General features: G+C 52.2%; 25 protein-coding genes. 12 read left to right on the top strand and 13 right to left on the bottom strand.

Annotation, left to right across the window (positions count from 1 at the left end):
* The first annotated feature begins 52 nt into the window (after positions 1-52).
* From fieF to FDW87_RS09980, 5 genes are all read left to right on the top strand, one after another.
* Entirely contained in the window at positions 53-955 is a 903-nt protein-coding gene (fieF, locus tag FDW87_RS09960) for a CDF family cation-efflux transporter FieF (protein ID WP_016155246.1), read from the top strand.
* 185 nt (positions 956-1,140) lie between these two features.
* The gene (pfkA, locus tag FDW87_RS09965; RefSeq protein WP_003028778.1) at positions 1,141-2,103 is read left to right on the top strand and encodes a 6-phosphofructokinase; all 963 of its coding nucleotides are present in this window, start codon (positions 1,141-1,143) and stop codon (positions 2,101-2,103) included.
* A 206-nt stretch (positions 2,104-2,309) separates the two neighbouring features.
* Positions 2,310-3,299 carry a sulfate/thiosulfate ABC transporter substrate-binding protein Sbp gene (gene sbp / locus FDW87_RS09970; protein WP_016155247.1) on the top strand — a complete coding sequence of 330 codons (990 nt, stop codon included), beginning with the start codon at positions 2,310-2,312 and terminating at the stop codon, positions 3,297-3,299.
* A gap of 104 nt (positions 3,300-3,403) precedes the next feature.
* On the top strand, positions 3,404-4,153 hold the full coding sequence (locus tag FDW87_RS09975; RefSeq protein WP_019077918.1) for a CDP-diacylglycerol diphosphatase: 750 nt from the start codon (positions 3,404-3,406) through the stop codon (positions 4,151-4,153).
* Between the two features lie 73 nt (positions 4,154-4,226).
* Complete coding sequence (locus FDW87_RS09980) at positions 4,227-5,531, top strand: SLC13 family permease (RefSeq protein ID WP_103284381.1); 1,305 nt, start codon at positions 4,227-4,229, stop codon at positions 5,529-5,531.
* An 81-nt stretch (positions 5,532-5,612) separates the two neighbouring features.
* Here FDW87_RS09980 and tpiA read toward each other — a convergent pair whose 3' ends face one another.
* Both tpiA and FDW87_RS09990 read right to left on the bottom strand, forming a co-directional pair.
* Positions 5,613-6,380: a triose-phosphate isomerase gene (gene tpiA / locus FDW87_RS09985; protein ID WP_003028783.1), complete on the bottom strand. Its 768-nt coding sequence runs from the start codon at positions 6,378-6,380 to the stop codon at positions 5,613-5,615.
* Between the two features lie 111 nt (positions 6,381-6,491).
* Complete coding sequence (locus tag FDW87_RS09990) at positions 6,492-7,088, bottom strand: YiiQ family protein (RefSeq protein ID WP_016155250.1); 597 nt, start codon at positions 7,086-7,088, stop codon at positions 6,492-6,494.
* A gap of 100 nt (positions 7,089-7,188) precedes the next feature.
* Between FDW87_RS09990 and FDW87_RS09995 the strand changes: the two genes are divergently transcribed.
* Positions 7,189-7,620, top strand: coding sequence for a DUF805 domain-containing protein (locus FDW87_RS09995; RefSeq protein WP_137379699.1), 432 nt, complete (start codon positions 7,189-7,191; stop codon positions 7,618-7,620).
* Between the two features lie 38 nt (positions 7,621-7,658).
* Here FDW87_RS09995 and fpr read toward each other — a convergent pair whose 3' ends face one another.
* From fpr to FDW87_RS10015, 4 genes are all read right to left on the bottom strand, one after another.
* On the bottom strand, positions 7,659-8,405 hold the full coding sequence (fpr, locus tag FDW87_RS10000) for a ferredoxin--NADP(+) reductase (protein ID WP_131380445.1): 747 nt from the start codon (positions 8,403-8,405) through the stop codon (positions 7,659-7,661).
* A gap of 95 nt (positions 8,406-8,500) precedes the next feature.
* On the bottom strand, positions 8,501-9,511 hold the full coding sequence (gene glpX / locus FDW87_RS10005; protein WP_016155253.1) for a class II fructose-bisphosphatase: 1,011 nt from the start codon (positions 9,509-9,511) through the stop codon (positions 8,501-8,503).
* A 135-nt stretch (positions 9,512-9,646) separates the two neighbouring features.
* Positions 9,647-11,155, bottom strand: coding sequence for a glycerol kinase GlpK (gene glpK, locus FDW87_RS10010; RefSeq protein WP_016155254.1), 1,509 nt, complete (start codon positions 11,153-11,155; stop codon positions 9,647-9,649).
* Between the two features lie 22 nt (positions 11,156-11,177).
* Complete coding sequence (locus tag FDW87_RS10015; protein WP_016155255.1) at positions 11,178-12,023, bottom strand: MIP/aquaporin family protein; 846 nt, start codon at positions 12,021-12,023, stop codon at positions 11,178-11,180.
* Between the two features lie 428 nt (positions 12,024-12,451).
* Here FDW87_RS10015 and zapB point away from each other — a divergent pair, with 428 nt between their 5' ends.
* The 3 genes from zapB (at position 12,452) to FDW87_RS10030 (ending at position 13,600) form a co-directional block, all read left to right on the top strand.
* Positions 12,452-12,697, top strand: coding sequence for a septal ring assembly protein ZapB (zapB, locus tag FDW87_RS10020; RefSeq protein ID WP_019077914.1), 246 nt, complete (start codon positions 12,452-12,454; stop codon positions 12,695-12,697).
* Between the two features lie 92 nt (positions 12,698-12,789).
* Entirely contained in the window at positions 12,790-13,167 is a 378-nt protein-coding gene (locus tag FDW87_RS10025) for a hypothetical protein (protein ID WP_223307973.1), read from the top strand.
* A 43-nt stretch (positions 13,168-13,210) separates the two neighbouring features.
* Complete coding sequence (locus FDW87_RS10030) at positions 13,211-13,600, top strand: hypothetical protein (RefSeq protein WP_137379700.1); 390 nt, start codon at positions 13,211-13,213, stop codon at positions 13,598-13,600.
* Positions 13,601-13,642: 42 nt separating this feature from the next.
* On the opposite strand, the gene rraA is transcribed toward FDW87_RS10030, so the two are convergent.
* From rraA to priA, 7 genes are all read right to left on the bottom strand, one after another.
* Positions 13,643-14,128, bottom strand: a complete 486-nt coding sequence (gene rraA, locus FDW87_RS10035; protein ID WP_008787034.1) for a ribonuclease E activity regulator RraA — start codon at positions 14,126-14,128, stop codon at positions 13,643-13,645.
* 92 nt (positions 14,129-14,220) lie between these two features.
* Positions 14,221-15,150: a 1,4-dihydroxy-2-naphthoate polyprenyltransferase gene (gene menA, locus FDW87_RS10040; RefSeq protein WP_016157915.1), complete on the bottom strand. Its 930-nt coding sequence runs from the start codon at positions 15,148-15,150 to the stop codon at positions 14,221-14,223.
* 67 nt (positions 15,151-15,217) lie between these two features.
* Positions 15,218-16,549, bottom strand: a complete 1,332-nt coding sequence (hslU, locus tag FDW87_RS10045; protein ID WP_003028803.1) for an HslU--HslV peptidase ATPase subunit — start codon at positions 16,547-16,549, stop codon at positions 15,218-15,220.
* A gap of 9 nt (positions 16,550-16,558) precedes the next feature.
* Positions 16,559-17,089, bottom strand: a complete 531-nt coding sequence (gene hslV / locus FDW87_RS10050; protein ID WP_003028805.1) for an ATP-dependent protease subunit HslV — start codon at positions 17,087-17,089, stop codon at positions 16,559-16,561.
* A 91-nt stretch (positions 17,090-17,180) separates the two neighbouring features.
* Positions 17,181-18,155: a cell division protein FtsN gene (gene ftsN, locus FDW87_RS10055; protein WP_071600361.1), complete on the bottom strand. Its 975-nt coding sequence runs from the start codon at positions 18,153-18,155 to the stop codon at positions 17,181-17,183.
* A gap of 93 nt (positions 18,156-18,248) precedes the next feature.
* Entirely contained in the window at positions 18,249-19,274 is a 1,026-nt protein-coding gene (gene cytR / locus FDW87_RS10060) for a DNA-binding transcriptional regulator CytR (RefSeq protein ID WP_016157916.1), read from the bottom strand.
* Between the two features lie 156 nt (positions 19,275-19,430).
* Entirely contained in the window at positions 19,431-21,629 is a 2,199-nt protein-coding gene (gene priA / locus FDW87_RS10065; RefSeq protein ID WP_016155264.1) for a primosomal protein N', read from the bottom strand.
* 257 nt (positions 21,630-21,886) lie between these two features.
* On the opposite strand from priA, the gene rpmE reads away from it, so the two are divergent.
* From rpmE to FDW87_RS10080, 3 genes are all read left to right on the top strand, one after another.
* The gene (gene rpmE, locus FDW87_RS10070) at positions 21,887-22,099 is read left to right on the top strand and encodes a 50S ribosomal protein L31 (protein ID WP_008787040.1); all 213 of its coding nucleotides are present in this window, start codon (positions 21,887-21,889) and stop codon (positions 22,097-22,099) included.
* 339 nt (positions 22,100-22,438) lie between these two features.
* A complete protein-coding gene (locus FDW87_RS10075; protein WP_053388905.1) occupies positions 22,439-23,119 on the top strand; it encodes an oligogalacturonate-specific porin KdgM family protein in 681 nt (226 codons plus the stop codon).
* Positions 23,120-23,206: 87 nt separating this feature from the next.
* Complete coding sequence (locus FDW87_RS10080) at positions 23,207-24,631, top strand: MFS transporter (RefSeq protein ID WP_019077908.1); 1,425 nt, start codon at positions 23,207-23,209, stop codon at positions 24,629-24,631.
* Positions 24,632-24,666: the final 35 nt, after the last annotated feature.

The following is a 24,666-nucleotide window of genomic DNA, read 5'->3' on the forward strand; positions in this document are numbered from 1 at the left end:
GACTGTTTTACTTCATCCGTTATACTAGCGGCATATCCTGGCAGGAGTGTTTATGAATCAAACCTATGGGCGGCTGGTTAGCCGGGCGGCAATCGCGGCGACCGTAATGGCATCGCTGTTACTTTTGATCAAGATTTTTGCGTGGTGGTACACCGGATCGGTCAGTATTCTGGCTGCGCTGGTGGATTCTTTGGTGGACATCGCCGCGTCGTTAACCAACCTGTTGGTGGTGCGCTATTCTTTGCAACCGGCCGATGATGAACATACGTTCGGACACGGAAAAGCGGAATCGCTGGCGGCGCTGGCGCAAAGCATGTTTATTTCCGGTTCGGCGCTGTTTTTATTCCTGACCGGGATTCAGCATCTCATCCAACCCACGCCAATGAAAGATCCTGGCGTCGGGGTGGTTGTCACCATCATTGCGTTAGTGTGTACAATCATTCTGGTCTCGTTTCAGCGCTGGGTAGTGAAGCGTACGCAAAGTCAGGCCGTTAGGGCGGATATGCTTCATTATCAGTCTGATGTTATGATGAACGGTGCAATTCTCGTGGCGCTTGGGCTGGCATGGTACGGCTGGCATCGCGCAGATGCCTTGTTTGCGCTCGGGATTGGCATCTATATTTTATATAGTGCATTACGCATGGGTTATGAGGCGGTACAGTCTTTGCTGGATCGCGCTTTACCCGATGAAGAACGTCAGGAAATTATTGATATTGTGACGTCATGGCCTGGAGTCAGCGGCGCTCACGATCTTCGCACGCGGCAGTCAGGGCCGACCCGCTTTATTCAGATTCATTTGGAAATGGAAGATAATCTGCCGCTCGTTCAGGCGCATTTAGTGGCTGAACAGGTAGAGCAGGCAATTTTACGGCGTTTCCCGGGATCGGATGTCATCATTCATCAGGATCCCTGTTCGGTCGTACCCAAGGAAGGCAAGATGTTTGAGCTTTTATAATTCGTTGTAAAAAAAGTGAACCGGGCCAGCATTTTGTGTATAAATTACCACCATTTGGCCTGACCTGAATCAATTCAGCAGGAAGTGATTGTTATACTATCTGCATATTCGTTGGATCGTTTCGATATGCGGAATCGACTTCCGGCAGCAGATTTCATTTTGCATTCCAAAGTTCAGAGGTAGTCATGATTAAGAAAATCGGTGTGTTGACAAGCGGCGGTGATGCGCCGGGCATGAACGCAGCAATCCGTGGTGTTGTACGTGCAGCGTTGACGGAAGGGCTGGAAGTCATGGGGATCCATGATGGCTACCTGGGTTTGTATGAAGACCGTATGGTTCAACTTGACCGCTACAGCGTGTCCGACATGATCAACCGTGGCGGTACATTCCTCGGTTCTGCCCGCTTCCCGGAATTCCGCGACGAAAACGTGCGTGCCGTGGCTATCGAAAACCTGAAAAAGCGTGGCATTGACGCACTGGTTGTTATCGGTGGTGATGGTTCATACATGGGGGCAAAACGCCTGACTGAAATGGGCTTCCCATGCATCGGTCTGCCTGGCACTATCGACAACGATATCAAAGGCACCGACTACACCATCGGTTATTTCACCGCTCTGGGTACCGTAGTCGAAGCGATTGACCGTCTGCGTGATACCTCTTCTTCTCACCAGCGTATTTCCATCGTTGAAGTGATGGGCCGCTACTGTGGCGATCTGACCCTGGCGGCTGCCATTGCTGGCGGCTGTGAGTTCGTGGTGGTTCCGGAAGTGGAATTCAGCCGTGACGATCTGGTTGCTGAAATCAAAGCAGGCATCGCGAAAGGTAAAAAACACGCGATTGTGGCGATCACTGAGCACATGTGTGACGTTGACGAACTGGCGCATTACATCGAGAAAGAAACGGGTCGTGAAACGCGCTCAACCGTACTGGGTCACATCCAGCGTGGTGGTTCTCCGGTGCCTTACGACCGTATCTTGGCGTCCCGTATGGGCGCATATGCCATTGAACTGCTGTTGGCCGGTCACGGCGGTCGCTGTGTAGGTATTCAGAACGAGCAACTGGTTCACCACGACATCATCGACGCGATTGAAAACATGAAGCGTCCGTTCAAAGGTGACTGGCTGGACTGCGCGAAAAAACTGTACTGATTGTTTTTTCCGCGCCTGATGGCGCTAAGCGCATCAGGCCTACAGGTTGCAAAGACTTGTAGGCCTGATGAGCCGCTAACCACCATTCGGCACCATTCCCCGCATTTATTCCCCCAAGTTATAGCAAATCTTTTTTTATTCTTTAATGTTTGGATACCTTTCTGGCACGCTTTGCTCATCACAACACCACATAAGAGAGCTGGGCGATGAACAAATGGGGCGTAGGGTTAACATTATTGCTGGCATCGACCAGCGTTCTGGCAAAGGATATTCAGTTACTTAACGTATCGTACGATCCAACGCGTGAACTGTACGAGCAGTACAATAAGGCCTTTAGCGCGCACTGGAAGCAGGAAACGGGCGACAACGTCGTGATCCGCCAGTCGCATGGCGGTTCGGGTAAACAAGCGACCTCCGTCATTAACGGCATTGAAGCCGATGTCGTGACGCTGGCGCTGGCTTACGATGTGGATGCCATTGCTGAACGTGGCCGTATCGATAAAAACTGGATTAAGCGTCTGCCGGATAACTCCGCGCCATACACCTCCACCATCGTTTTCCTGGTCCGCAAAGGCAACCCCAAACAAATTCATGACTGGAACGATCTGATCAAACCAGGCGTGTCGGTCATTACGCCAAACCCGAAAAGCTCAGGCGGCGCACGCTGGAACTATCTGGCGGCATGGGGCTACGCCTTGCACCACAACAACAACGATCAGGCCAAGGCACAAGACTTCGTGAAGGCCCTGTATAAGAATGTTGAAGTGCTGGACTCCGGGGCGCGTGGCTCAACCAATACCTTCGTTGAGCGCGGTATCGGTGATGTGCTGATCGCCTGGGAAAACGAAGCCCTGCTGGCGACAAACGAGCTGGGCAAAGACAAATTCGAGATAGTGACGCCGAGTGAATCTATCCTCGCGGAACCGACCGTTTCTGTGGTCGATAAAGTCGTGGAAAAGAAAGACACCAAAACGGTGGCGGAAGCCTACCTGAAATATCTCTACTCTCCGGAAGGTCAGGAAATTGCAGCGAAAAACTACTATCGTCCGCGTGATGCAGACGTTGCGAAGAAATACGAAAATGCATTTCCGAAGCTGAAATTGTTCACCATCGACGAAGAGTTTGGCGGCTGGACGAAAGCACAGAAAGAGCACTTCTCTAACGGTGGTACGTTTGACCAGATCAGCAAGCGCTAAATAAGTCTGTGATTTACCGACCCGGTGGCATAACGCGACCGGGTTTTTTATTTGTCATGGTTTTGCGTTACTCTTGCCCTTCAATGAGATACAGGGAACGCGTAATGAAAAAAGCAGGCTATCTTTTGCTGGCGGTGATTGTAGTCGCCGCTGCTGCAGGTATCGGGTACTGGAAATTCACTGGTAACCCGGACGCATTACGCCAGATTGTTCTTCAGCAATGCCTGCCGCACCAGTTGCAGCAGCAGGATCCCACGCCGTGCGCCGAAGTGAAGCCGGATGCCGGATATGTGGTGTTCAAGGATCGTAACGGCCCACTGCAATACCTGTTGATGCCGACCTGGCGCATCAACGGAACGGAAAGCCCGCTGCTGCTGAAATCAGGTACGCCGAACTTTTTCTGGCTGGCCTGGCAGGCGCGCAGCTTTATGAGCCAAAAATACGGTCAGGAAATCCCTGACAAAGCGGTATCGCTGACCATTAACTCGCGTAGCGGGCGTACGCAAAATCATCTGCATATTCATATCTCCTGCCTGCGAACCGATGTCAGAAAACAGCTGGATGACAATCTGGCGAAAATCAGCACTCGTTGGCTGCCATTACCGGGTGGGCTGCGCGGTCATGAATATCTGGCGCGTCGCGTCACGGAAAATGAACTGGCGCAACGCAGCCCGTTTATGATGCTGGCAGAAGAGGTGCCGGATGCGCGTGAGCACATGGGCAGCTATGCGCTGGCGATGGTGCGTCAGAGCGATGAGTCCTTTGTCCTGCTGGCGACCCAGCGCAATCTGTTGTCGCTCAATCTCGCCTCCGCTGAGGAAATTCAGGATCATCAATGTGATATTCTGCGTTAACCCCACCTAATCTGGCATTTACTCCGCATGTCTGTCCCCGTATTCTTGTTGAAAAAAACAACAGGAGACAGGCATGTCGCTCTGGCTTACACACCCTCTGTTTATCCCCTCTCTGGTGGTTGGCATTACCATCCTGCTCTGGGCGACGTCGCTACTGCCGGAGTTTATAACGGCGCTGCTGTTCTTTGCCGTAGCAATGGTCGCCAAAATCGCACCTGCGGATGTGATCTTTGGCGGATTTGCGTCTTCGGCATTCTGGCTGGTCTTTAGTGGTTTTGTGCTGGGTATCGCGATTCGCAAAACGGGGCTGGCGGACAGGGCGGCGAGAGCGCTGTCATCGCGATTGACCGATTCCTGGCCGTTAATGGTAGCGAGCGTGGTGCTGCTCAGTTACGCGCTGGCGTTTGTGATGCCGTCCAATATGGGGCGTATTGCGCTGCTGATGCCGATTGTTGCCGCAATGGCGAAGCGTGCCGGAATTAACGAGGGTACGCGCGCCTGGTATGGTCTGGCGCTGGCCGTCGGGTTTGGGACGTTCCAGCTTTCCGCGACGATTTTACCCGCTAACGTGCCAAATCTGGTAATGAGCGGCGCGGCGGAAGGCTCTTACGGCATCCACCTCAATTATCTTCCCTATTTGCTGCTGCATACGCCGGTTCTGGGCTGGCTTAAAGGCGCGGTGCTCATCATGCTTATCTGCTGGCTGTTCCCTGGCAAGCCCCACGCACCGCGCGATCTCACGCCAGCGGAACCAATGAGCCGGGATGAAAAACGCCTGGCCTGGATGCTAGCAGTGGTGCTGCTGCTGTGGGTAAGTGAAAGCTGGCACGGTATAGGGCCTGCGTGGACCGGGCTGGCGGCGGCGGTTATCACGCTGCTACCACGGGTTGGTTTTATCAATGGCGACGAGTTTTCCTCCGGGGTAAATATCAGGACCTGCATTTACGTGGCGGGGATTCTGGGGTTGGCAATTACCGTTACCCAGACCGGCATTGGCAATGCAGTGGGCGAGGCGCTGTTACAGGTGATGCCGCTGGATGCGGAAAAACCATTTACCAGCTTTCTCGCGCTGACCGGCATTACCACCGCACTCAATTTTATTATGACGGCGAACGGCGTTCCGGCGCTGTATACCACTCTGGCGCAAAGTTTTGCCGATGCGACTGGGTTCCCGCTGCTGTCGGTAATTATGATTCAGGTATTGGGGTATTCCACACCGCTACTGCCGTATCAGGCTTCGCCGATTGTGGTGGCGATGGCGCTTGGGAAAGTGCCTGCGAGGGCGGGGATGCTGCTGTGTATCGCGCTGGCGACGGCAACATATCTGCTTCTTCTGCCGCTGGATTATCTGTGGTTTAGCGTGTTGGGTAAGTTGTAAAAAAAGCCCGGTAGCGCTAACGCTTACCGGGCCTACAGTCTTGGAGGACGGGTCAGCGAAGCGCTACCCGCCTCAACAGCATTACGCCTGTTTAGCCGCTTCTGCTGCTTTAACGATGACCGCGAAGGCATCTGCTTTCAGAGAAGCACCGCCAACCAGCGCGCCATCGATGTCCGGCTGAGCGAACAGTTCTGCTGCGTTCGCTGCGTTTACGGAACCGCCGTACTGGATGATAACTTGTTCAGCGATTTTCGCGTCAGCTTTAGCAATGTGGTCACGAATGAATTTGTGAACAGCCTGAGCCTGAGCAGGAGTTGCAGATTTACCGGTACCGATAGCCCAAACTGGTTCGTAAGCGATAACGACGCCTTCGAATGCTGCCGCGCCCTGAGTTTTCAGAACGGCGTCGATCTGACGTGCACAGACTTCTTCAGTTTTGCCCGCTTCGTTTTCTGCTTCGGTTTCACCGATGCACAGAACCGGAGTCAGACCTTGTTCTTTCAGCACGGCGAATTTTTTAGCGATCAGCTCGTCAGACTCTTTGTGGTAAGTACGACGTTCAGAGTGACCGATAATGATGTACTGCGCGCCGATATCTTTCAGCATTTCAGCACTTGTTTCACCGGTAAATGCGCCAGACAGGTTCAGGTCAACGTTCTGCGCGCCCAGGATAATGTGGCTACCGGCAGCGGCGTGTTTCGCCAGGTCGATATACATTTCCGGCGGAGCGATTGCTACTGCACAGCCAGCAACGCCAGCCAGTTCTTTACGCAGATTAGCAACCAGTTCGTTTACCATGTGGCGGCTGCCGTTCAGTTTCCAGTTACCCATCACTAAAGGATGTCGCATTTCATTTCTCCACGCTTGTCAGCGAATTAAGGAATATGGCCGCCCGTCAGGGCAGCATGGTCTGTGAAACAGTATAGAGATTCGTCTGCGGAAAGGCTTTGCTTTTTGTCATCAATTCGCCTTCTCAAGACTTTCTGATAGTGCCAGCTTAATCGGTTCAACAGCGAAGGTCAGCCCTTTTTCACCGTTATCTGCCACAACATAGCGAATTGCGCCTTCTGTTTCGGCGTAATAGTGTTTACCTTTGCCGGCAGCGAGCAGTTTTTGCAGCTTTTTCTGGCTCTGCTCTTTCGTCAGTAGCGGCGCGACGGTACGAATGACGGCGGTCATGTATTCCAGCGCTTTCGCTTTGGCCGCCTTTTGTTCTGGTCCCTGAATCGGCAACCAGGTTATCTGCATACTTTTGATTTTTAGCGTGCCGCGCTCAAGGGCGGAGGACGCATACAGGTTTTCATTGATTTTACTGGCCGCGCGGGTGAGGTTCGCCCGATCGCGGCTGCTGTCGATGGCGCGGAACTCATTCAGGATAAGCTTCGGATTCTGCGTATTAAAGTTTTCGCGAAACTGGCTAATCGACAGGTCAAAGGTCGGCGCACCCGCCAGTAAATAGGGGGCCGTGGTTGCCGTCGATGGCTCTTCCGCCCGTGCCGCAACGCTCGCGGTGAAGGCTGAAAACAATAATAAAAACAGTGTAAATCCTTGCTTCATCAATCGTACCTTTCGTTATGACTGCTCACGATTAAAACGGTAACTGTCGGGCTTGTCAAAAGGGTAAACTGTTCTGGAAGGTAATAATAAAGGAACTTACATGACCATACAGCAGTGGTTATTCTCATTTAAAGGGCGCATCGGGCGCTGTGATTTCTGGATTTGGATAGGTCTGTGGATCGTCGGAATGCTGGTTTTGTTCTCGCTGGCGAGCAAGCAATTACTCGATATTCAGACTGCGGCATTTTGTCTGGTTTGTCTGCTATGGCCGACGGCGGCAGTGACGGTAAAACGCCTGCACGATCGGGGACGTTCTGGAGCGTGGGCGCTGCTGATGATTTTGGCGTGGATGCTGCTGGCCGGAAATTGGACGATGTTACCCGGCGTCTGGCAATGGGCGGTTGGTCGCTTTGTTCCGACGCTCATTCTGGTCGGCATGCTCATCGATCTGGGCGCGTTCATTGGCACCCAGGACGAAAATAAATATGGTAAGGATACGCAGGACGTAAAGTACAAAGCCGAGCGCCAGTAGTTGTCGACCGGAGAAGCGCAAGCGCCTCCCGGCAACCCTCACCAGTAGTGTTCAGCAGTCATATGGCCCGGTCGACGGCGCAGATGTTTGGTCATCTGCCGGGTCTCTTTCAGCAGTTGCTGCGTGTCGCGTACCATTTGTGGATTTCCGCACAACATCACATGGCTGGTTTCTTTATCCATTGGCAGCCCTACCGCCTTTTCCAGTTCACCGCTTTCAATCAGCGCCGGTACACGCCCGGTCAGCGAATCTACGGCTGTCTCACGGCTAACAACCGTCTGGATGCGTAATTTACCTTCGTAGCGCTTTTCCAGCGCCTGCATCAATGGCAGGTAGCTCAAATCGGCGGCATAGCGTGCGGCGTGGACTAGCACCAGATTTTTAAAGCGACCCAGATCTTTGCCTAGTTGCAGAATCGACAAATACGGGCCGATAGCCGTGCCGGTTGCCAGCATCCATAGCGTTTCGCAATCAGGGACTTCATCCAGCACGAAGAAACCAGCGGCCTCACTCACCACCTGAACTTCATCGCCAGGCTTTAGCGCCGCCAGTCGAGGGCTGAGTTTGCCGTCGGGAACCGTCACCAGATAAAATTCTAAGTCGGGGTTATCGGGCGCATTGACGTAGGAATAGGCGCGCTGGACGCGCTCACCGTCGATCTCAAGGCCAAGCTTGGTGAACTGACCTGCAGTGAAAGGAAGAACCGGAGCTCGCACGGTCAAACTAAACAGGGCATCGGTCCAGTTCTGCACCTTTGTGACTTTGCCTGTTACCCAATCTGCCATGGTTTTCTCCTGTCTGCTTTGATTGCCTTATCTTCGTTCGTTGGACGAAAGATTTCCAGCCCGGATGGGCTGGAAGGCTCTATTGATCAAATCAATTACAGGATGTGCGCCTGCACATCGGGATCTTTGCGATCGAGGTAGTGAATCGACTGAATGCGGCGGATCGTGCGTGATTTGCCGCGGATCAACAGCGTTTCGGTGGTTGCGATATTGCCTTTACGGCTGATCCCTTCCAGCAGATCGCCTTTGGTGATGCCGGTAGCGGAGAAAATGACGTTGTCGCTGCGCGCCATTTCATCCAGACGCAGCGCTTTGCCCGCTTCAATGCCCATCGCGGTGCAGCGGGCCAGTTCCTGTTCGCCAATACGACGGTTCTCTTCGCTGTCGCCTTTGACGTCATGGCGCGCCAGCAGGCGGCCCTGCATGTCGCCGTCCAGCGCGCGGATGACGGCCGCGGAAACCACGCCTTCCGGTGCGCCGCCAATACCGTACAGCACGTCAACTTCGCTGTCAGGCATACAGGTCAGAATCGAGGCCGCAACGTCGCCGTCAGGAATGGCGAAGACGCGCACGCCCAGTTTCGCCATCTCTGCAATAACCTCGTCATGGCGTGGTTTTGCCAGGATGGTGACGGTCAGGTCACTCAGTGGTTTGTTCAGCGCGGCTGCAATGTTTCGCAGGTTGGTTTCCAGCGACAGGTTCAGGTCGATGGACCCTTTTGCGCCAGGGCCGACAATCAGCTTTTCCATGTACATGTCTGGCGCGTTCAGGAAACAGCCTTTATCGCCTACAGCCAGCACCGCCAGCGCATTCGCCTGGCCCATTGCCGTCATACGCGTGCCTTCGATAGGATCGACGGCGATGTCGACCGCATCACCGTGGCCGGTTCCGACTTTCTCTCCGATAAACAGCATCGGCGCTTCATCAATCTCACCCTCGCCAATCACGATGGTGCCGTCGATGTTGACCTGGTTGAGCATAATACGCATGGCGTTCACCGCCGCGCCATCAGCGGTATTTTTATCGCCGCGGCCCAGCCATTTATAGCCAGCCAGCGCGGCCGCTTCGGTCACGCGTGAAAATTCAATGGCAAGTTCTCGTCTCATTGCAAACTCGTAGCTGAAAGGAATGGCGCGAAGTGTAGCACAGGGGAGGGGACTAGATTATTGATGTGTGTGCGGGGTTGCCCCCGCACGAAGATATTGCCGGACAAGGTAAAGTCGCCATCCGGCAATGACGAATTACTCGTCGTGATCTTCCCACGCCATGGCGCGTTTGACCGCTTTTTTCCAGCCGCTGTAACGGAAATTACGCTCGGTGGTTTCGATGCCCGGGCGGAATTCACGCTCGATGACCGCTTTCTCCTGCAGTTCATCCAGATTCTGCCAGAAACCTACTGCCAGACCGGCAAGGTACGCCGCACCCAATGCGGTGACTTCGCGGACTTCCGGGCGCTCAACGCGCGTGCCGAGAATATCGGACTGGAACTGCATCAGGAAGTTGTTGGCGACCGCACCGCCATCGACGCGCAGGGCGTGCAGGCGAATACCGGAGTCAGCCTGCATCGCTTCCAGTACGTCACGGGTCTGGTAAGCGATAGACTCAAGCGTTGCGCGGATGATGTGGTTGGAGTTTACGCCACGGGTCAGGCCGAAGATGGCTCCGCGTGCATACGGGTCCCAGTACGGTGCGCCAAGGCCTGTGAATGCCGGAACGACGTACACGCCGTTGGTATCTTTCACTTTGGTGGCGAAATATTCAGAGTCGAATGCATCGCTGATGAGTTTCATTTCATCGCGCAGCCACTGGATGGATGCGCCAGCCATAAATACCGCACCTTCCAGCGCGTAGTTCACTTCCCCGGTCGGCCCGCAGGCGATGGTGGTCAGTAGTCCATTTTCGGACTTAACGGCTTTCTCGCCAGTGTTCATCAGCATGAAGCAGCCGGTACCGTAAGTGTTTTTCGCCATCCCTTCCTTCACGCACAGCTGGCCAAACAGAGCGGCCTGCTGGTCACCGGCAATACCGGAGATAGGAATACGAATGCCGCCTTTACCACCGATGTTGGTCTGGCCGTACACTTCAGAAGAACGACGCACTTCTGGCAGCATTGCACGCGGAATATCCAGCGCATCCAGCATCGTGTCATCCCAGTCCAGGGAGTGGATGTTGAACAGCATGGTACGAGAGGCGTTGGTGTAATCCGTTACGTGTACGCGTCCCTGCGTCATTTTCCAGATAAGCCAGGTGTCTACCGTACCGAACAGCAGTTCGCCGCGACGAGCGCGCTCACGTGAGCCTTCCACGTGGTCGAGGATCCACTTCACTTTAGTGCCGGAAAAGTACGGGTCAATTACCAGACCCGTGTTATTACGGATGTACTCTTCCATACCGTCGCGCTTGAGCTTTTCGCAGATATCCGCGGTACGACGACACTGCCACACAATTGCGTTATAGATAGGTTTACCGGTCTCACGTTCCCAGACGATGGTGGTTTCACGCTGGTTGGTAATACCGATCGCTGCAATTTCATCGGAACTGATATCGGCTTTCGCCAGAACTTCTACCAGCGTGGAGCTTTGGGTCGCCCAAATTTCCATTGGGTCATGTTCTACCCAACCTGCTTTCGGGTAGATTTGCTCGAATTCGCGCTGTGAAACGCTAACGATATTCGCATCGTGGTCCATTACGACCGCGCGGGAGCTGGTGGTGCCCTGGTCGAGCGCAACGATATATTTTTTTTCAGTCATGATTATTTGTCCCGTAGTCACATTACTGCGAAGCTTTTTGTTGAGTGTTGGTCGCAACGTCTTTCTCTTCAATCGCGCAGACATCGCACGGTAAATGGCGACCAATCAGTTTGCGATATGCCCATGCGCCTAAAATCGCGCCGGTAATCGGGCCAAACACCGGGACCAGGAAGTAAGGGATATCACGACCACCCGTGAAGGCAATCTCACCCCATCCGGCCATCCAGGCGAAGAGTTTCGGTCCGAAGTCACGTGCCGGGTTCATCGCAAAACCTGTCAGCGGACCCATGGAAGCACCAATAACGGCAATCAACAAGCCGATCAGCAGTGGTGCCAGCGGACCACGAGGTACACCGTTACCATCGTCGGTCAGAGCCAGAATCAGCCCCATTAGAATAGCGGTAATGACCATTTCAACCGCGAAGGCCTGCACAAAATTGATATGCGGGTTCGGATAGGTCGAGAAAGTACCTGCCAGACCCAGGCTCTCGGTACTGCCGCGCACGATATGGTTAGTTTGTTCGAAATCGATGAAAAGATTGTAATAAAGCCCGTAAACCAGTGCCGCTGCGCAAAAGGCGCCGGCAATTTGCGAAATAATAAAAGGAGCAACTTTGCGTTTATCAAAACAGGCGAACAGCCAGAGTGCGATGGTTACCGCTGGATTCAGGTGTGCACCAGAAACGCCTGCGGTCAGATAGATAGCCATCGCTACCCCCAGACCCCAGATGATACTGATTTCCCACTGACCAAAAGTAGCCCCAGCAACTTTGAGTGCAGCGACACATCCCACACCGAAGAAAATCAACAACCCGGTACCGAGGAATTCAGCAATGCACTGGCCTTTTAAGGTTGATGTTTGACTCATAATCGGATCCTGAAGAGAGTTTAATGTTTATTGTATGCGAGAAGGTCACTGACATCCCCGGAGCCGGTAGGCACACTGTTAATTTATCGTTAACGCTCAAAAACGAGAAATATCGAAATTGAAATGTGTGTACTCCATCAACAAAATGAGCGTTATCGCGCCATTTCGCGGTATTTGTTATACAAAAATAGTGTGAGCTGAATCATTTCAATGATCAATTCGTTAACACTTAAGAGTTATGATAGTAATGTCACCAGGAGAAAGACGAAAAGTGTTGCAAACCGCAATCTGCGCGGGATGCCGCTGGACAGGGATGACGCGGCTTCATACAATCGGTGTTAAGTAGAGTGCGCTCGTTTTTATTAAGGCGTCGCCGGTTATCGGGACGAGGATTTTTATCCATCAACGCCTTGCAATTCAGGAGAGGTATGACGATGTCATTAGAAGTGTTTGAGAAACTGGAAGCAAAAGTACAGCAGGCGATTGATACCATCACGCTGTTGCAGATGGAAATCGAAGAGCTGAAAGAAAAGAACAACTCACTGTCGCAGGAAGTTCAGTCTGCACAGCAGCAGCGTGAAGAGCTGGAGCGTGAGAACAACAACCTGAAAGAACAGCAGAACGGCTGGCAGGATCGTCTGCATGCCCTGTTGGGGCGTATGGAAGAAGTCTAATTCTGATTTCTTTAAAAAGGCATCCATAATGGATGCCTTTTTACTATGTAGACTTTAGGATATCGTAATTCTCAAATTTCAAAGAATACGATATGACAAAAAGAAACGATATTATTGATAATTCGGATCGATTTATCACCAGAGATATTAGATATGGTCTTATCTATACAGATAATCTAGGGTGGATTGATTTAGGCCACGCTAATCCGGCAGGCGCTGAAAAATTATGGTTTGAAATGACAAGACCTCGTGGTGGTGATAGTGAATTTTATGAAGTAAATTACCATCAAAGTATGTCTAAAAGCATTCACGGTCTAAATATTAATACTGGTATATATCGTAGATTCATGGTGCGACGAGGATTGCAGGAGCGAATTCTGCAAGGTATTGCTTTGTCTATATTCTTGAGTACGTCACATCGTTTCGAATCCTTACAGGATTTTTGGCCTTACACTTATTTATGGATGTAATAAAACCAGTTGTGAATCCAAATTATGTTCGGGAACGCCGTATATGACGTTTCGACGATTAGGTGTTATTATTGTATCTATGCTTTTTTTTGCGCTGCTTTATTGTTATTTCATGGTGAGTGTCTTTACAAAAAAATGCTATACGCAGCATGATTTATTAATTTATCAATTATTAACGCCGAAATTGATTAAACAGGTTCCAAGGGTATCCAGCGACTGGTTTTTTGTAAGCCATACAGATGAGATTAGCCATCTTCAACGCAGTGAAATAGTTTTTACGGGGATACCTAAGAATGATATTCACAGAGCAGAAGAAAAATTAAACGTATACGTTGAATCTTATCCTGCAAGTCGCGAGATGATGAGTGTCGTTGTTGAAGCAAGAGCTGGGAATTATGATGTTAAGGTCATTCACTACAAATCGGATGAATGAAGAAAATAAAAGGCCATCAAACTTGCTGATGGCCTTTTTCACTTACTCGATATCGAGCGGGTCTTCGGAGAGGATTATCCCGGTGTTGTCGGCGTACAGGTGGTCGCCGGAGAAGAATGTCACGCCGCCAAAGTTGACGCGCACATCGCTTTCCCCAATCCCCTCTCCTGAAGCACCTACCGGAATTGCGGCAATCGCCTGAATGCCGATATCCAGTTCTTCCAGATCGTCTACCTGGCGGACTGAGCCGTAGATGACCAGACCTTCCCATTCATTCTGTACGGCCAGTCGTGCCAGTTCGGCATCGACCAGCGCACGACGGACAGAACCGCCGCCATCGACCAGCAGAATGCGACCACGGCCATTTTGTTCGAGCAGATCGTACAGCAACCCGTTGTCCTCGAAACATTTTACCGTGATGATTTGTCCGCCAAACGACGACCGTCCTCCAAAGTTAGAGAACAGCGGTTCCACGACGTTGACATCTTCCTGATAGATGTCACAAAGCTCGGATGTATCGTATTTCATAGGCTTAACGTTCAGTTGCTGCGAGAATTTTTAGTATATCGCGCTATGTGTACTGTTGGCAAAATCATCAATTGTTAATTGATATTTGTCAGTTAAAGAGACCACTGACTTAAGAAAATTCCAACGACAAACAGCAAGTTAGTTAATAGCGCCGCTTTTACGGTGCGTTCCAGCATCGGACGCATTGCCGCAGGATCCATTTCGCGCATCACGTAACGCGCCTGTTTGAAAAGCAGCGGAGCGGCAAGGATAAACAGCCATCCCCACAGACTTTGTAGCGAAAACAGGTTAAACAGCGCCAGGCAGACCAGCGTACCCATCAGCAGGCAGGCATGGTAGCGGCGGGCATTGACGGCACCTAAACGTACTACCAGCGTGTTCTTGCCGTTCTCTCTGTCGCTGTTGATATCGCGCAGGTTGTTGACGTTGAGCACGGCAGTTGCCAGCAGGCCACAGGCGGTGGCAGGCAGAATCAGCGCCGGAATCAGCGTATGCGCCTGCAGATACCAGCTTCCCATCACGCTAAGCCAGCCAAAGAATACCAGCACGGAAATATCGCCCAGACCGATATATCCGTAAGGGCGATTACCCACGGTGTAGGTGATCGCCGCGATAATCGACAGGCCACCAAGTACCAGGAAACCGACAAAATCCGCCAGCGTGTGGCAGGCCACAGCAACCAGGGCCAGACCCGACAGACAGATCAACACCACGGTAACGATCAGCGCACGCTTCATCTGCTGTTGGGTGATAACCCCTTTTTGCATACCGCGCAGTGGTCCAATGCGGTCGGGCTTGTCGCTGCCTTTGACGGCATCGCCATAGTCGTTAGCGAGGTTGGACAGAATTTGCAGCAGTCCTGCCGTAATCAATGCCAACAGAGCAACCAGCGGATCGAAGTATCCTTGCCACCATGCTAATGCCGTACCGACGATGATCGCCGCGAAGGCGAGCGGTAAGGTCTTAGGTCGTAAACTTTCCAGCCAGGCTTGTGAGCGGCTAATTTTTTGTTGTTCAGTCATATTTAGCGCCAATAAAAATGGGGCTTTATCAGCCCCATCAACAGTGATGAAAATGCATTGAACGCGATTATAGGATAAAACGGCTCAGATCTTCATCTGCGACCAGCGCATCCAGATGTTTGCTCACATATTCGGCATCAATTGTGATGCTTTGGCCGTTTAAATCGCTCGCATCATAGGAAATATCTTCCATCAGACGCTCGAGAACGGTATGCAGACGACGTGCACCGATGTTTTCGGTGGTTTCATTGACCTGCCAGGCCGCTTCGGCAATGCGTTTAATGCCCGATTCGGTGAAGTTGATGTCCACACCTTCGGTCGCCATCAGCGCTTTGTACTGGACGGTGATGGAGGCATTCGGTTCGGTAAGGATACGCTCAAAATCGCTGGTGGTCAGCGCCTGCAGCTCGACACGAATCGGCAGACGACCCTGCAGTTCCGGGATCAGGTCAGACGGTTTCGCTACCTGGAATGCGCCAGAGGCAATAAACAGAATGTGGTCTGTTTTCACCATACCGTGTTTAGTGGAGACCGTGCAGCCTTCAACCAGCGGCAGCAGGTCGCGCTGTACGCCTTCACGGGACACGTCCGGGCCGGAGGATTCGCCGCGCTTACAGATTTTGTCGATTTCGTCGATAAACACGATTCCGTGTTGCTCAACGGCGTCGATAGCTTCCTGTTTCAGCTCTTCCGGATTCACCAGTTTGGCCGCTTCTTCTTCAATCAGCAGCTTCATCGCGTCTTTGATTTTCAGCTTACGCGGTTTTTGCTTCTGACCGCCCAGGTTCTGGAACATGGACTGTAGCTGGCTGGTCATCTCTTCCATTCCCGGAGGCGCCATGATTTCAACGCCCATCGGTGCGGCCGCGAGATCGATTTCGATCTCTTTATCATCCAACTGGCCTTCACGCAGTTTTTTACGGAACGCCTGACGCGCTGCAGAAGGTTCCTGCGGCTGCTCTGACTGTCCCCAGTTATTTTTAGCTGGTGGGATCAGCACGTCGAGAATGCGCTCTTCCGCCATCTCTTCGGCACGGAAGCGGTTTTTCTCGATGGCCTGAACGCGGACCATTTTGATGGCAGCATCGGTCAGATCGCGGATGATAGAGTCAACTTCTTTACCAACATAGCCGACTTCGGTGAATTTCGTTGCTTCAACTTTGATGAACGGCGCGTTGGCCAGTTTTGCCAGACGACGGGCGATTTCGGTTTTACCGACGCCGGTTGGGCCAATCATCAGAATGTTTTTCGGCGTAACTTCATGGCGCAGCTCTTCGTTGAGCTGCATGCGGCGCCAGCGGTTACGCAGGGCAATCGCCACGGAACGCTTAGCGTTGTCCTGGCCGATGATGTGTTTGTTCAGTTCGCTGACAATTTCGCGTGGGGTCATTTCAGACATGGGGGATCCTTACGCTTTGGAGTTCAATTCTTCGATGGTATGGAAGTGGTTGGTATAAATGCAGATATCCCCTGCAATATCCAACGCTTTCTCAGCAATCTCGCGTGCGCCAAGCTCGGTGTTTTCCAGCAGAGCGCGTGCAGCAGCCTGGGCGTAGGGACCGCCGGAGCCGATGGCAATCAGATCGTTTTCTGGCTGGATGACGTCGCCGTTACCGGTGATGATGAGTGATGCAGTTTCATCCGCAACGGCCAGCAGCGCTTCGAGTTTGCGCAGCATACGGTCGGTACGCCAGTCTTTTGCCAGTTCAACGGCAGCTTTCACCAGGTGACCCTGGTGCATTTCCAGCTTGCGTTCAAACAGTTCAAACAGCGTGAATGCATCCGCAGTACCGCCCGCAAAGCCCGCGATGACTTTGTCGTTGTACAGACGGCGGACTTTCTTCACGTTGCCTTTCATTACGGTGTTACCCAGTGTGGCCTGACCATCACCGGCGATTACCACATGGCCGTTACGGCGTACGCTTACTATTGTTGTCACGAGCAGACCCCTTGGTTACAAATGCAAAACACAGGCCCCGCGCAGTATGCGGGGCGTAATGCAAGTATAGATGGGGGGGATTTTGGGGGTTTCAACCCCCAGTGGCGAGTCGAATGCAGTTTGTGTGACCAGCAACTTTCAGGCGGCTGATGGTGTTGTCGGCATTCTCTTTGCCTTTGACCGGACCAATGACCACGCGATTCCAGCCGTTATTGGTGGTAATACGTGAGTTGAAGCCTTCAAAAGCCAACTGCGCGCGCACGGTTTCTGCCTGCTCAGCGCCTTTAAATGAGCCGCACTGTACCATCCAGCGGCGTTCATCTTTTTTCTCCGCCGTCTGTTTTGGCGGCTGCGTTTCATTTGTTATCGGCGCGGCCGGCTGCGTTTTCGGCTGAGCGGCGGTGGTATGCGCAGGTGTTTGCAGTAGATCCTGATACGGCTGTTGGGCCGCAGGTTTTGGCTGCGCCTTCGGCTGCTGTACCGGTGCGGTTTGCGCAGTACGCGTTTGCTGCTGCTGGTACGGCTGTTCTGTTACCCGTTGACGCGGCTGTTGAGCCTGCTGTTGGGTGTTATTCCACTGCTGCTGTTGCACCTGACGCTGACGCTGCAGCGTTTGCTGGCGTTGTTCAGCAGTTTGTTCGTTCCATGGTACTTCGTTGAGCTGCGTTGGCTGTTGGCGCATATCGGCCTGCATTTGCGCCAACAACTGGCGCTGCTCATTGGTTAGCTGATCGGCGTTCAGTACCTCGCCGCCTGCAGACGGTTCGGTAGGCGCACGTACGCCAGGCTGACGGCTTTCCAGCTCTTTGATGTATCGCCAGCGCTCTTCCGGTTTTGGCGGGATGCCATTACCGGTGACTTTCTGGTTTTGCAGCGTTTCGGACTCTTCTTTCTTGTGATGCGTAATGAAGTACAGACCACCGATAAAGGTCACGAGTACGGCTGCAGCAATAGCAACCATAGCGGGCGATACCGCAGGCGTATTGCGTTGTTTTTTCCGTGATGTGCTCTTCTTGCGCCGCGAAGGTGCCGGTTGGCCGCGACGTACATAATCTCGTTGTGCCACTATCGTTTCGCTGTATTTATTCGTTCGTCAGCCCGCCATGTTACTTAAGCGGCGGGCCTTTGACCAGACAGGGGAGTCCGAAAGCACTTTACTTTACGTCAGTGCCCGGGTAGTGCCCCGAATAATAAGCTCGCAGTCCAGTAAACGTGAGCCACTGCTGACGTTCTGACCTTGTAATTGATCGAGCAGTAACAGCATAGCTTCACGTCCGATATCGAAACGCGGCTGTGCGACGGTTGTCAGGGGTGGATCACAAAATTCCGTGAGCGAAATATTATCAAAGCCAATGATGGATAAATCGTCAGGTACCTTCAGACCCTGACGTTTGGCGTAAGAGAGTGCCCCCAGCGCCATGACATCGCTGTGGCAAAAGACCGCAGTAGGTGGCTGTGGAAGCTCAAGGAGTTGCTTAAGCGCATTGGCTCCCGCTTCATAGGTAAAGTCACCGCGCGCGATGAAATGCGGATCGACCGTAATTCCACTGCGGCGCAATGCCTGAACGTAACCTTGCAGACGGTAATGGCACAGCGGCATATCCTCTGGTCCGGCGATACAGCCAATGCGTTTATGCCCCAGTTCCAGCAGATAGTTCATCGCGTTGAAGGCGGCGGTGAGATTATCAATGTGCACGGTGGGGAGTTCCAGCTCTGGCGCGAACTCGTTGGACATGACCATCGGCGGCAAGTTGCGCTGCTCTTCCACGCTGGCATCAAACGGCAGGCGCGAACTGAGCAGCACCATGCCATCGATCTGCTTGGTGATAATGAGGTTGAGGAAGGTCTTTTCCTGCTGATTCTGGTGGGCGCAGTCGCCGATAAGCACCAGATATCCCTGCTCAGCGGCGGTCACTTCTATGCCGCGAATCACTTCGCTAAAAAACGGATCGCAGATATCCGGCACAATCACCAGAATGGTACGTGATTCATTACGCTTAACGTTGCGTCCCATTGATTGGGGTAAATATCCCACTTCCAGCGCTGCCTGTTCAACCTTGTTACGGGTTGACTGCGAGACTTTGTCCGGGTTCATTAATGCGCGGGATACGGTTGCCGTTGAGACTTTCGCCTTCAGAGCAACATCTTTCATCGTAGCGGCGGCAACCTGCTTATTCGGTTTCACTCTTTCTCCTCGCCAGAGAGCTGCTGGCACAGACTCGTCCTTGAATAGCCTTCATCTGAAACATTTTTATCAGATAGTTAATGGAAGCGGTTACAGAATTTTCATAAAAAGTGTGATGGATCTTTAATTTTACGATCCGCCTCGCATCGTGAGGGATTATCCCTCGATGGGATCGACATCCAGCACCCATTTAACCTTACGTGCATCGGGTAACGTATTGATCAGCGCCAGCGTGCCGCTGACGATATGCTGCAGGCGAATTCGCGACGGATGTTGCAACAAAATTTGCCAGCGATAGCGACCGCCGCGCTTGGGAGCCAGGGCGGGAACCGGGCCGAGCACCCACAGTTTGTCATCGGCAAGCGGACTGGCCTGGATCAGATTTCGCAACTGTTGTAAGAACATAGGCGCATGCTGGTTGTTATGATCTTCTGCCCGCACGATCACATGGCTGGTCCACGGTGGAAGCTGGAGCGTTTGTCGCTCGGCCAGCGCCTGCTCGGCAAACGCGTCATAACCTTTGTACAGCAAAGTTTGCAGCAGCGGATGCTCAGGATGGTGCGTTTGTAGCACCACTTCGCCCTGTTTCCCGGCGCGTCCTGCTCGCCCGGAGACCTGCGTGTAAAGCTGGGCGAAGCGTTCTGCTGACCGGAAATCTGCAGAGAACAGCGCGCCGTCAACGTCCAGAAGCGCCACCAGGGTGACGTCCGGGAAGTGGTGGCCTTTGGCCAGCATTTGCGTGCCGATCAGAATTCGTGCGCCGCCGCGATGTACTTCCGCCAGATGCTGCTCCAGCGACCCTTTACGGCTGGTGGTGTCGCGATCGATGCGTGAGATTGGCACGCCGGGGAAAAAAGGGGCCAGAGCCTGCTCAAGCTGTTCGGTGCCGAGTCCAACCGGAACCATATGCGTTGAGCCGCAGGAAGGGCACTGACGTGGTATTGGGCGCTGGCTGTCGCAGTGGTGGCAGCGTAAATGGTGCTGTGCCTGATGCAGCGTGTAGTAGTGATCGCAGCGCGGACATTCGGCAATCCAGCCGCAGTCATGGCACAGCAGCGCAGGAGCAAAGCCCCGGCGGTTCAAAAACAGAATCACCTGGTTATCCGCCTGCAGGTGCTGACGCATACGGGTGATAAGCGCAGGGGCGAGTCCGGCCTGCACCTGCTGACCTTTGAGATCCAGCACGTGCTGAGTGGCGGGGCGCGCATTTCCGGCACGTCGCGTCAGGCGTAGCATGCGATATTTTTTCTGTCGCACGTTGCACAGCGTTTCCAGAGCCGGAGTGGCTGAGCCGAGAATAATCGGGATCTGCTCGCTGTGGGCGCGATAAACCGCGAGATCGCGCGCATGATAGCGCCAGCCTTCCTGCTGTTTATAAGAGCTGTCATGCTCTTCGTCGATGACAATCACGCCGAGATTTTTAAACGGTGTAAACAGCGACGAGCGCGTGCCGATAACAATCGCCGCTTCGCCATTTTTTGCTTTCAACCAGGCCGAAAGACGTTCGCTGTCGTTCAAACCGGAGTGCAGGACTTCGACTGGCGCATTGAAGCGTTCGCGAAAACGGGCAATAGTTTGCGGCGTCAGGCCAATCTCCGGCACCATCACCAGCGCCTGTTTGCCCTGGGCCAGGACATTTTCCAGTACGCTTAGATAGACCTCTGTTTTGCCTGAGCCCGTCACGCCCGCTAATAGCCAGGCGCTAAAACTGTCCGCGGCGCTGTGAATTGCTCCGACGGCGGTGGCTTGCTCGGTGTTCAGTCGAAGACGCTCACCGGAAACCGCGTAGTGGGTACGCCAGTCGCTAAAACCAGGCGTTTCGCTCGCCAGATCGCACAGCCCTTTTTTCCGCAGCGCCTGTAATGCGGCGTCATTAAATTCGAGCTCAGCCACCTGGTCGCGCCAGATTTTTCCCTGGCGTAGCGCAGCCAGCGCCTGCTGTTGCTTGGGAGAGCGCTTGAGGCTGTTGAGATCAATAACCTGACCTTCTTCAGTGGCAAACCAGTACCATATAGGCGCGTTTGTCGCCGGGCGTCCCTGGCGCAGCAGAATCGGCAGGGCGTGAAACAGTACGTCGCCGATAGGATGGTGATAATAGTCAGCCGCCCACAACAGTAGACGCCAGACGGAGGTCGAATAAACCGGCTCGCTGTCCAGCACTTCGAGAACGGCTTTCAATTCGCTCAGCGGCAGTTCGCTGTGCTCGCTGACGGATAGAACGATGCCCACGCGCTCCTGTTGCTTGCCAAAGGGCACGCGTACACGACACCCAGCTTTGGCGCTCATGCCTTCTGGCAGAAGGTAGTCAAAGGTGCGAGGTAGCGGAACGGGTAAGGCAACGTGCGCAACGGGCATTGAATCATCCTGACTTGAAATCTGGCGGGTTAGTATACACATTAGTGAAGGGTAGAATGCGGATCAGTTTGCATGAGCAGGTTAATTTCTGTATGATTCGCCGCCTTTGATGCAAATTGATTGCGTCAAACAATGACCATTACCCGAGAGTTTCAGGCTGTTGATGCAGCGTGAAAGGTGACGGGGAATAATTAACATCGCGTGGTGTCTGGCGTTAGGGCTGGAAGAGCGACGCGGCCTTAAACCGAGGTTTTCCCATGAAAAAAGATATTCACCCGAAATACGAAGAAATTACTGCAAACTGCTCTTGCGGTAACGTCATGAAAATCCGCTCTACCGTCGGTCACGATCTGAACCTGGACGTGTGCGGTCAGTGCCACCCGTTCTATACTGGCAAGCAGCGTGATGTTGCTACCGGTGGCCGTGTTGATCGCTTCAACAAGCGTTTCAGCATCCCAGGCAGCAAGTAAGTTTCAGCTGTCAGAAAAAAGCGCCTTATGGCGCTTTTTTTGTATCTGCGCCTGCAGACTGAAATTCGTATTGATGTATTGAATAATGTCTTTTATTTAATAAATAAAACAGCGTTTTTATTTTTACAATAAAATGTTTCAACTGGTGATCTGCGTCCTTTTTATCTTCTTGTTTTTGCCACTTATGCCAATCTTTGGCAAAATACCAAAGGTTTCTTCCTTCTTTCTAAAATACACTTTCGTGGAAATATAAAATTATTCTTATTCCTTCATCGTTTCTTCATTTATGGACGGAGCGAGATGGGCAATTTCCTAGATTTAGTGTGAAGAGGGATGGTCATGAAATTTAAATCCACGTTATTACTGATTTCATTATTCTCTGCGGCCGCGCAAGCGGGTTATGTTGATTATCGACATGAATATTATGATGATGGTCGTAATTACGACCGTGTTTATATGTCGCATCGTTTTGCTACGGGTTTTGGTGTGGCAGTCGAGGCCATTTCACGTTCCGAAAATACGCAATCTAATGATGCGTGGAATAATATGGAAAGTAATGGCAACGAGTATACGGCGAGCTACCAGTTCACCTGGAAGGACCTTGTCTGGCAGCCGGGTATTGCGATCGAAACGGGCGATAACATCGCGATTTATAAGCCTTATATCCGCGTGCAGTATAACATCAATGACCATTGGTGGACCGCGTTCCGCTATCGTCAGGAGTACATGCGCAGAAACACTGACGGCAAGGATGACCGCATGGTCTATCGTCCGGAAGCATGGCTCGGTTATAACATCAATGACTGGATGTTTGAGCTAAATGGCATTTATAAAATTGCCGATAGCGAAGATTTATATAACAACCGAAAAGACGATTACGAATATAACTTCCGTGTGGCATATAAAATAGGCTCATGGGTTCCATTTGTTGAGGTAGGTAACGTTTCCTCGGGGTATAACACCACAACCACAGACGATCGTCAGACCCGCTATCGCGTTGGTCTCGGTTATAACTTCTGACCGTTAATACACTTCGTATCGATTTATTACGCTGAGCATCGGTATACGCATAGTTTGCGTGAATAATGTGTCTAAGGAGTTAACATCATGTCTAATGATGGAACAATGATCGGAAGCAATCAAAATATTGCCGTCAGGCCTTTCGGATTAAGAGATAAATTCGGTTATTTATGTGGTGACCTCGGAACCTGTTTTATTCTTGGACTGGTAAATAGTTTTTTAATGATTTATTACACCAACGTACTCGGTATTTCCGGTGTTATTGTTGGTTCACTCTATTTTGTGACCAAACTCTTTGATGCGTTTGTCGACGTTGGCGTAGGGCGCTTATGTGATACCTCTAAACTGACGGCTCATGGACGATTTAACCCCTGGGTGCGCCGCATGAAGTACCCGTTTTGCATCATTGCGGTCGTTCTGTTCCTGCCGTTTGTGCATGATTTTTCTTATACGGCGAAAATTATCTACATCTGCTGTTCCTATTTTATTTACGGTTCGCTGTTATCGACAGTGAGTATTCCGTATGGCGCCATGTCTGCGGCGATTAGCTCGAATCCGGAAGATCGCGTATCGCTGTCAACCTGGCGCAGCGTAGGGTCCGCCATCGGTGGCGGGACAACCGGCTTTTTTATTCCGATCCTGATGTACACCACTCTGGTGGACGGAAGCCAGGTGATCTCTGGGCAGCATTTCTTCTGGATTGCCATTGGTTGTTCTGTGCTGGGGTTTATCTTTTTAACGTTGACCTGTCAGTTAACGACGGAACGCGTGCGGGTGGAAAGAAAAGAGAGCATGCCGGTTTCTGTGCTGCTGAAGGGGTTGATACGCAATAAAGCGCTGATTGTTTTAGTGGTTGTGGATCTGCTGATTGTGATTAATCAGGGGTTGTCTGGTACCAACATGACTTACCTGTTTAATGACTATTTCCATAACAAAGAGGCCATGTCCGTTGCATTGCTCTTCACCTTTGGCTCTCTGGTTTTGCTGGCACCCTCAGCATCCTGGCTCACGAAGCGTTTTGGTAAGAAAGAAGCCAGCGTAGGCGCGCTGCTCTTTGCGGTAGCCATGTATGTGATTATGTACTTCACCCACATTACCGACGCGAAGGTTTATTTGGTTTTCCTGTTCCTGGCGACGCTGGGGGCCGGGTTATTCAACCTGATGATTTGGGCGTTTATGACCGATGTGTGTGATTATCACCAGTATGTCACCGGCGATCGTGAAGATGGGACCGTCTATGGCGTGAACTTCTTCGCCCGCAAGGTTGGCCAGGCGTGCGCAGGGGCTATTGGCGGCTTTATGCTGGCCATCATTGGTTATCAATCTTCGTCAACGGGCGGCGCTGTGCAAACCAGCATTGTGCAGGAAAACATCTATACGATGGCAAATCTGTTACCGGCTTTATGCCTGTTCTTGGCAGCGGTCATTCTGATTTATTTCTATCCATTGAACCGTAAAGAGACGCTCAAAATGGAAGAAACATTGAATAAGATTAATGGTATCAGTAAGTAACGTAGTGAGAAGCGGCGGGAGTAATACCGCCTTTT

This window comes from Citrobacter sp. wls826, from assembly GCF_005281245.1.
Classification (GTDB): domain Bacteria; phylum Pseudomonadota; class Gammaproteobacteria; order Enterobacterales; family Enterobacteriaceae; genus Citrobacter; species Citrobacter braakii.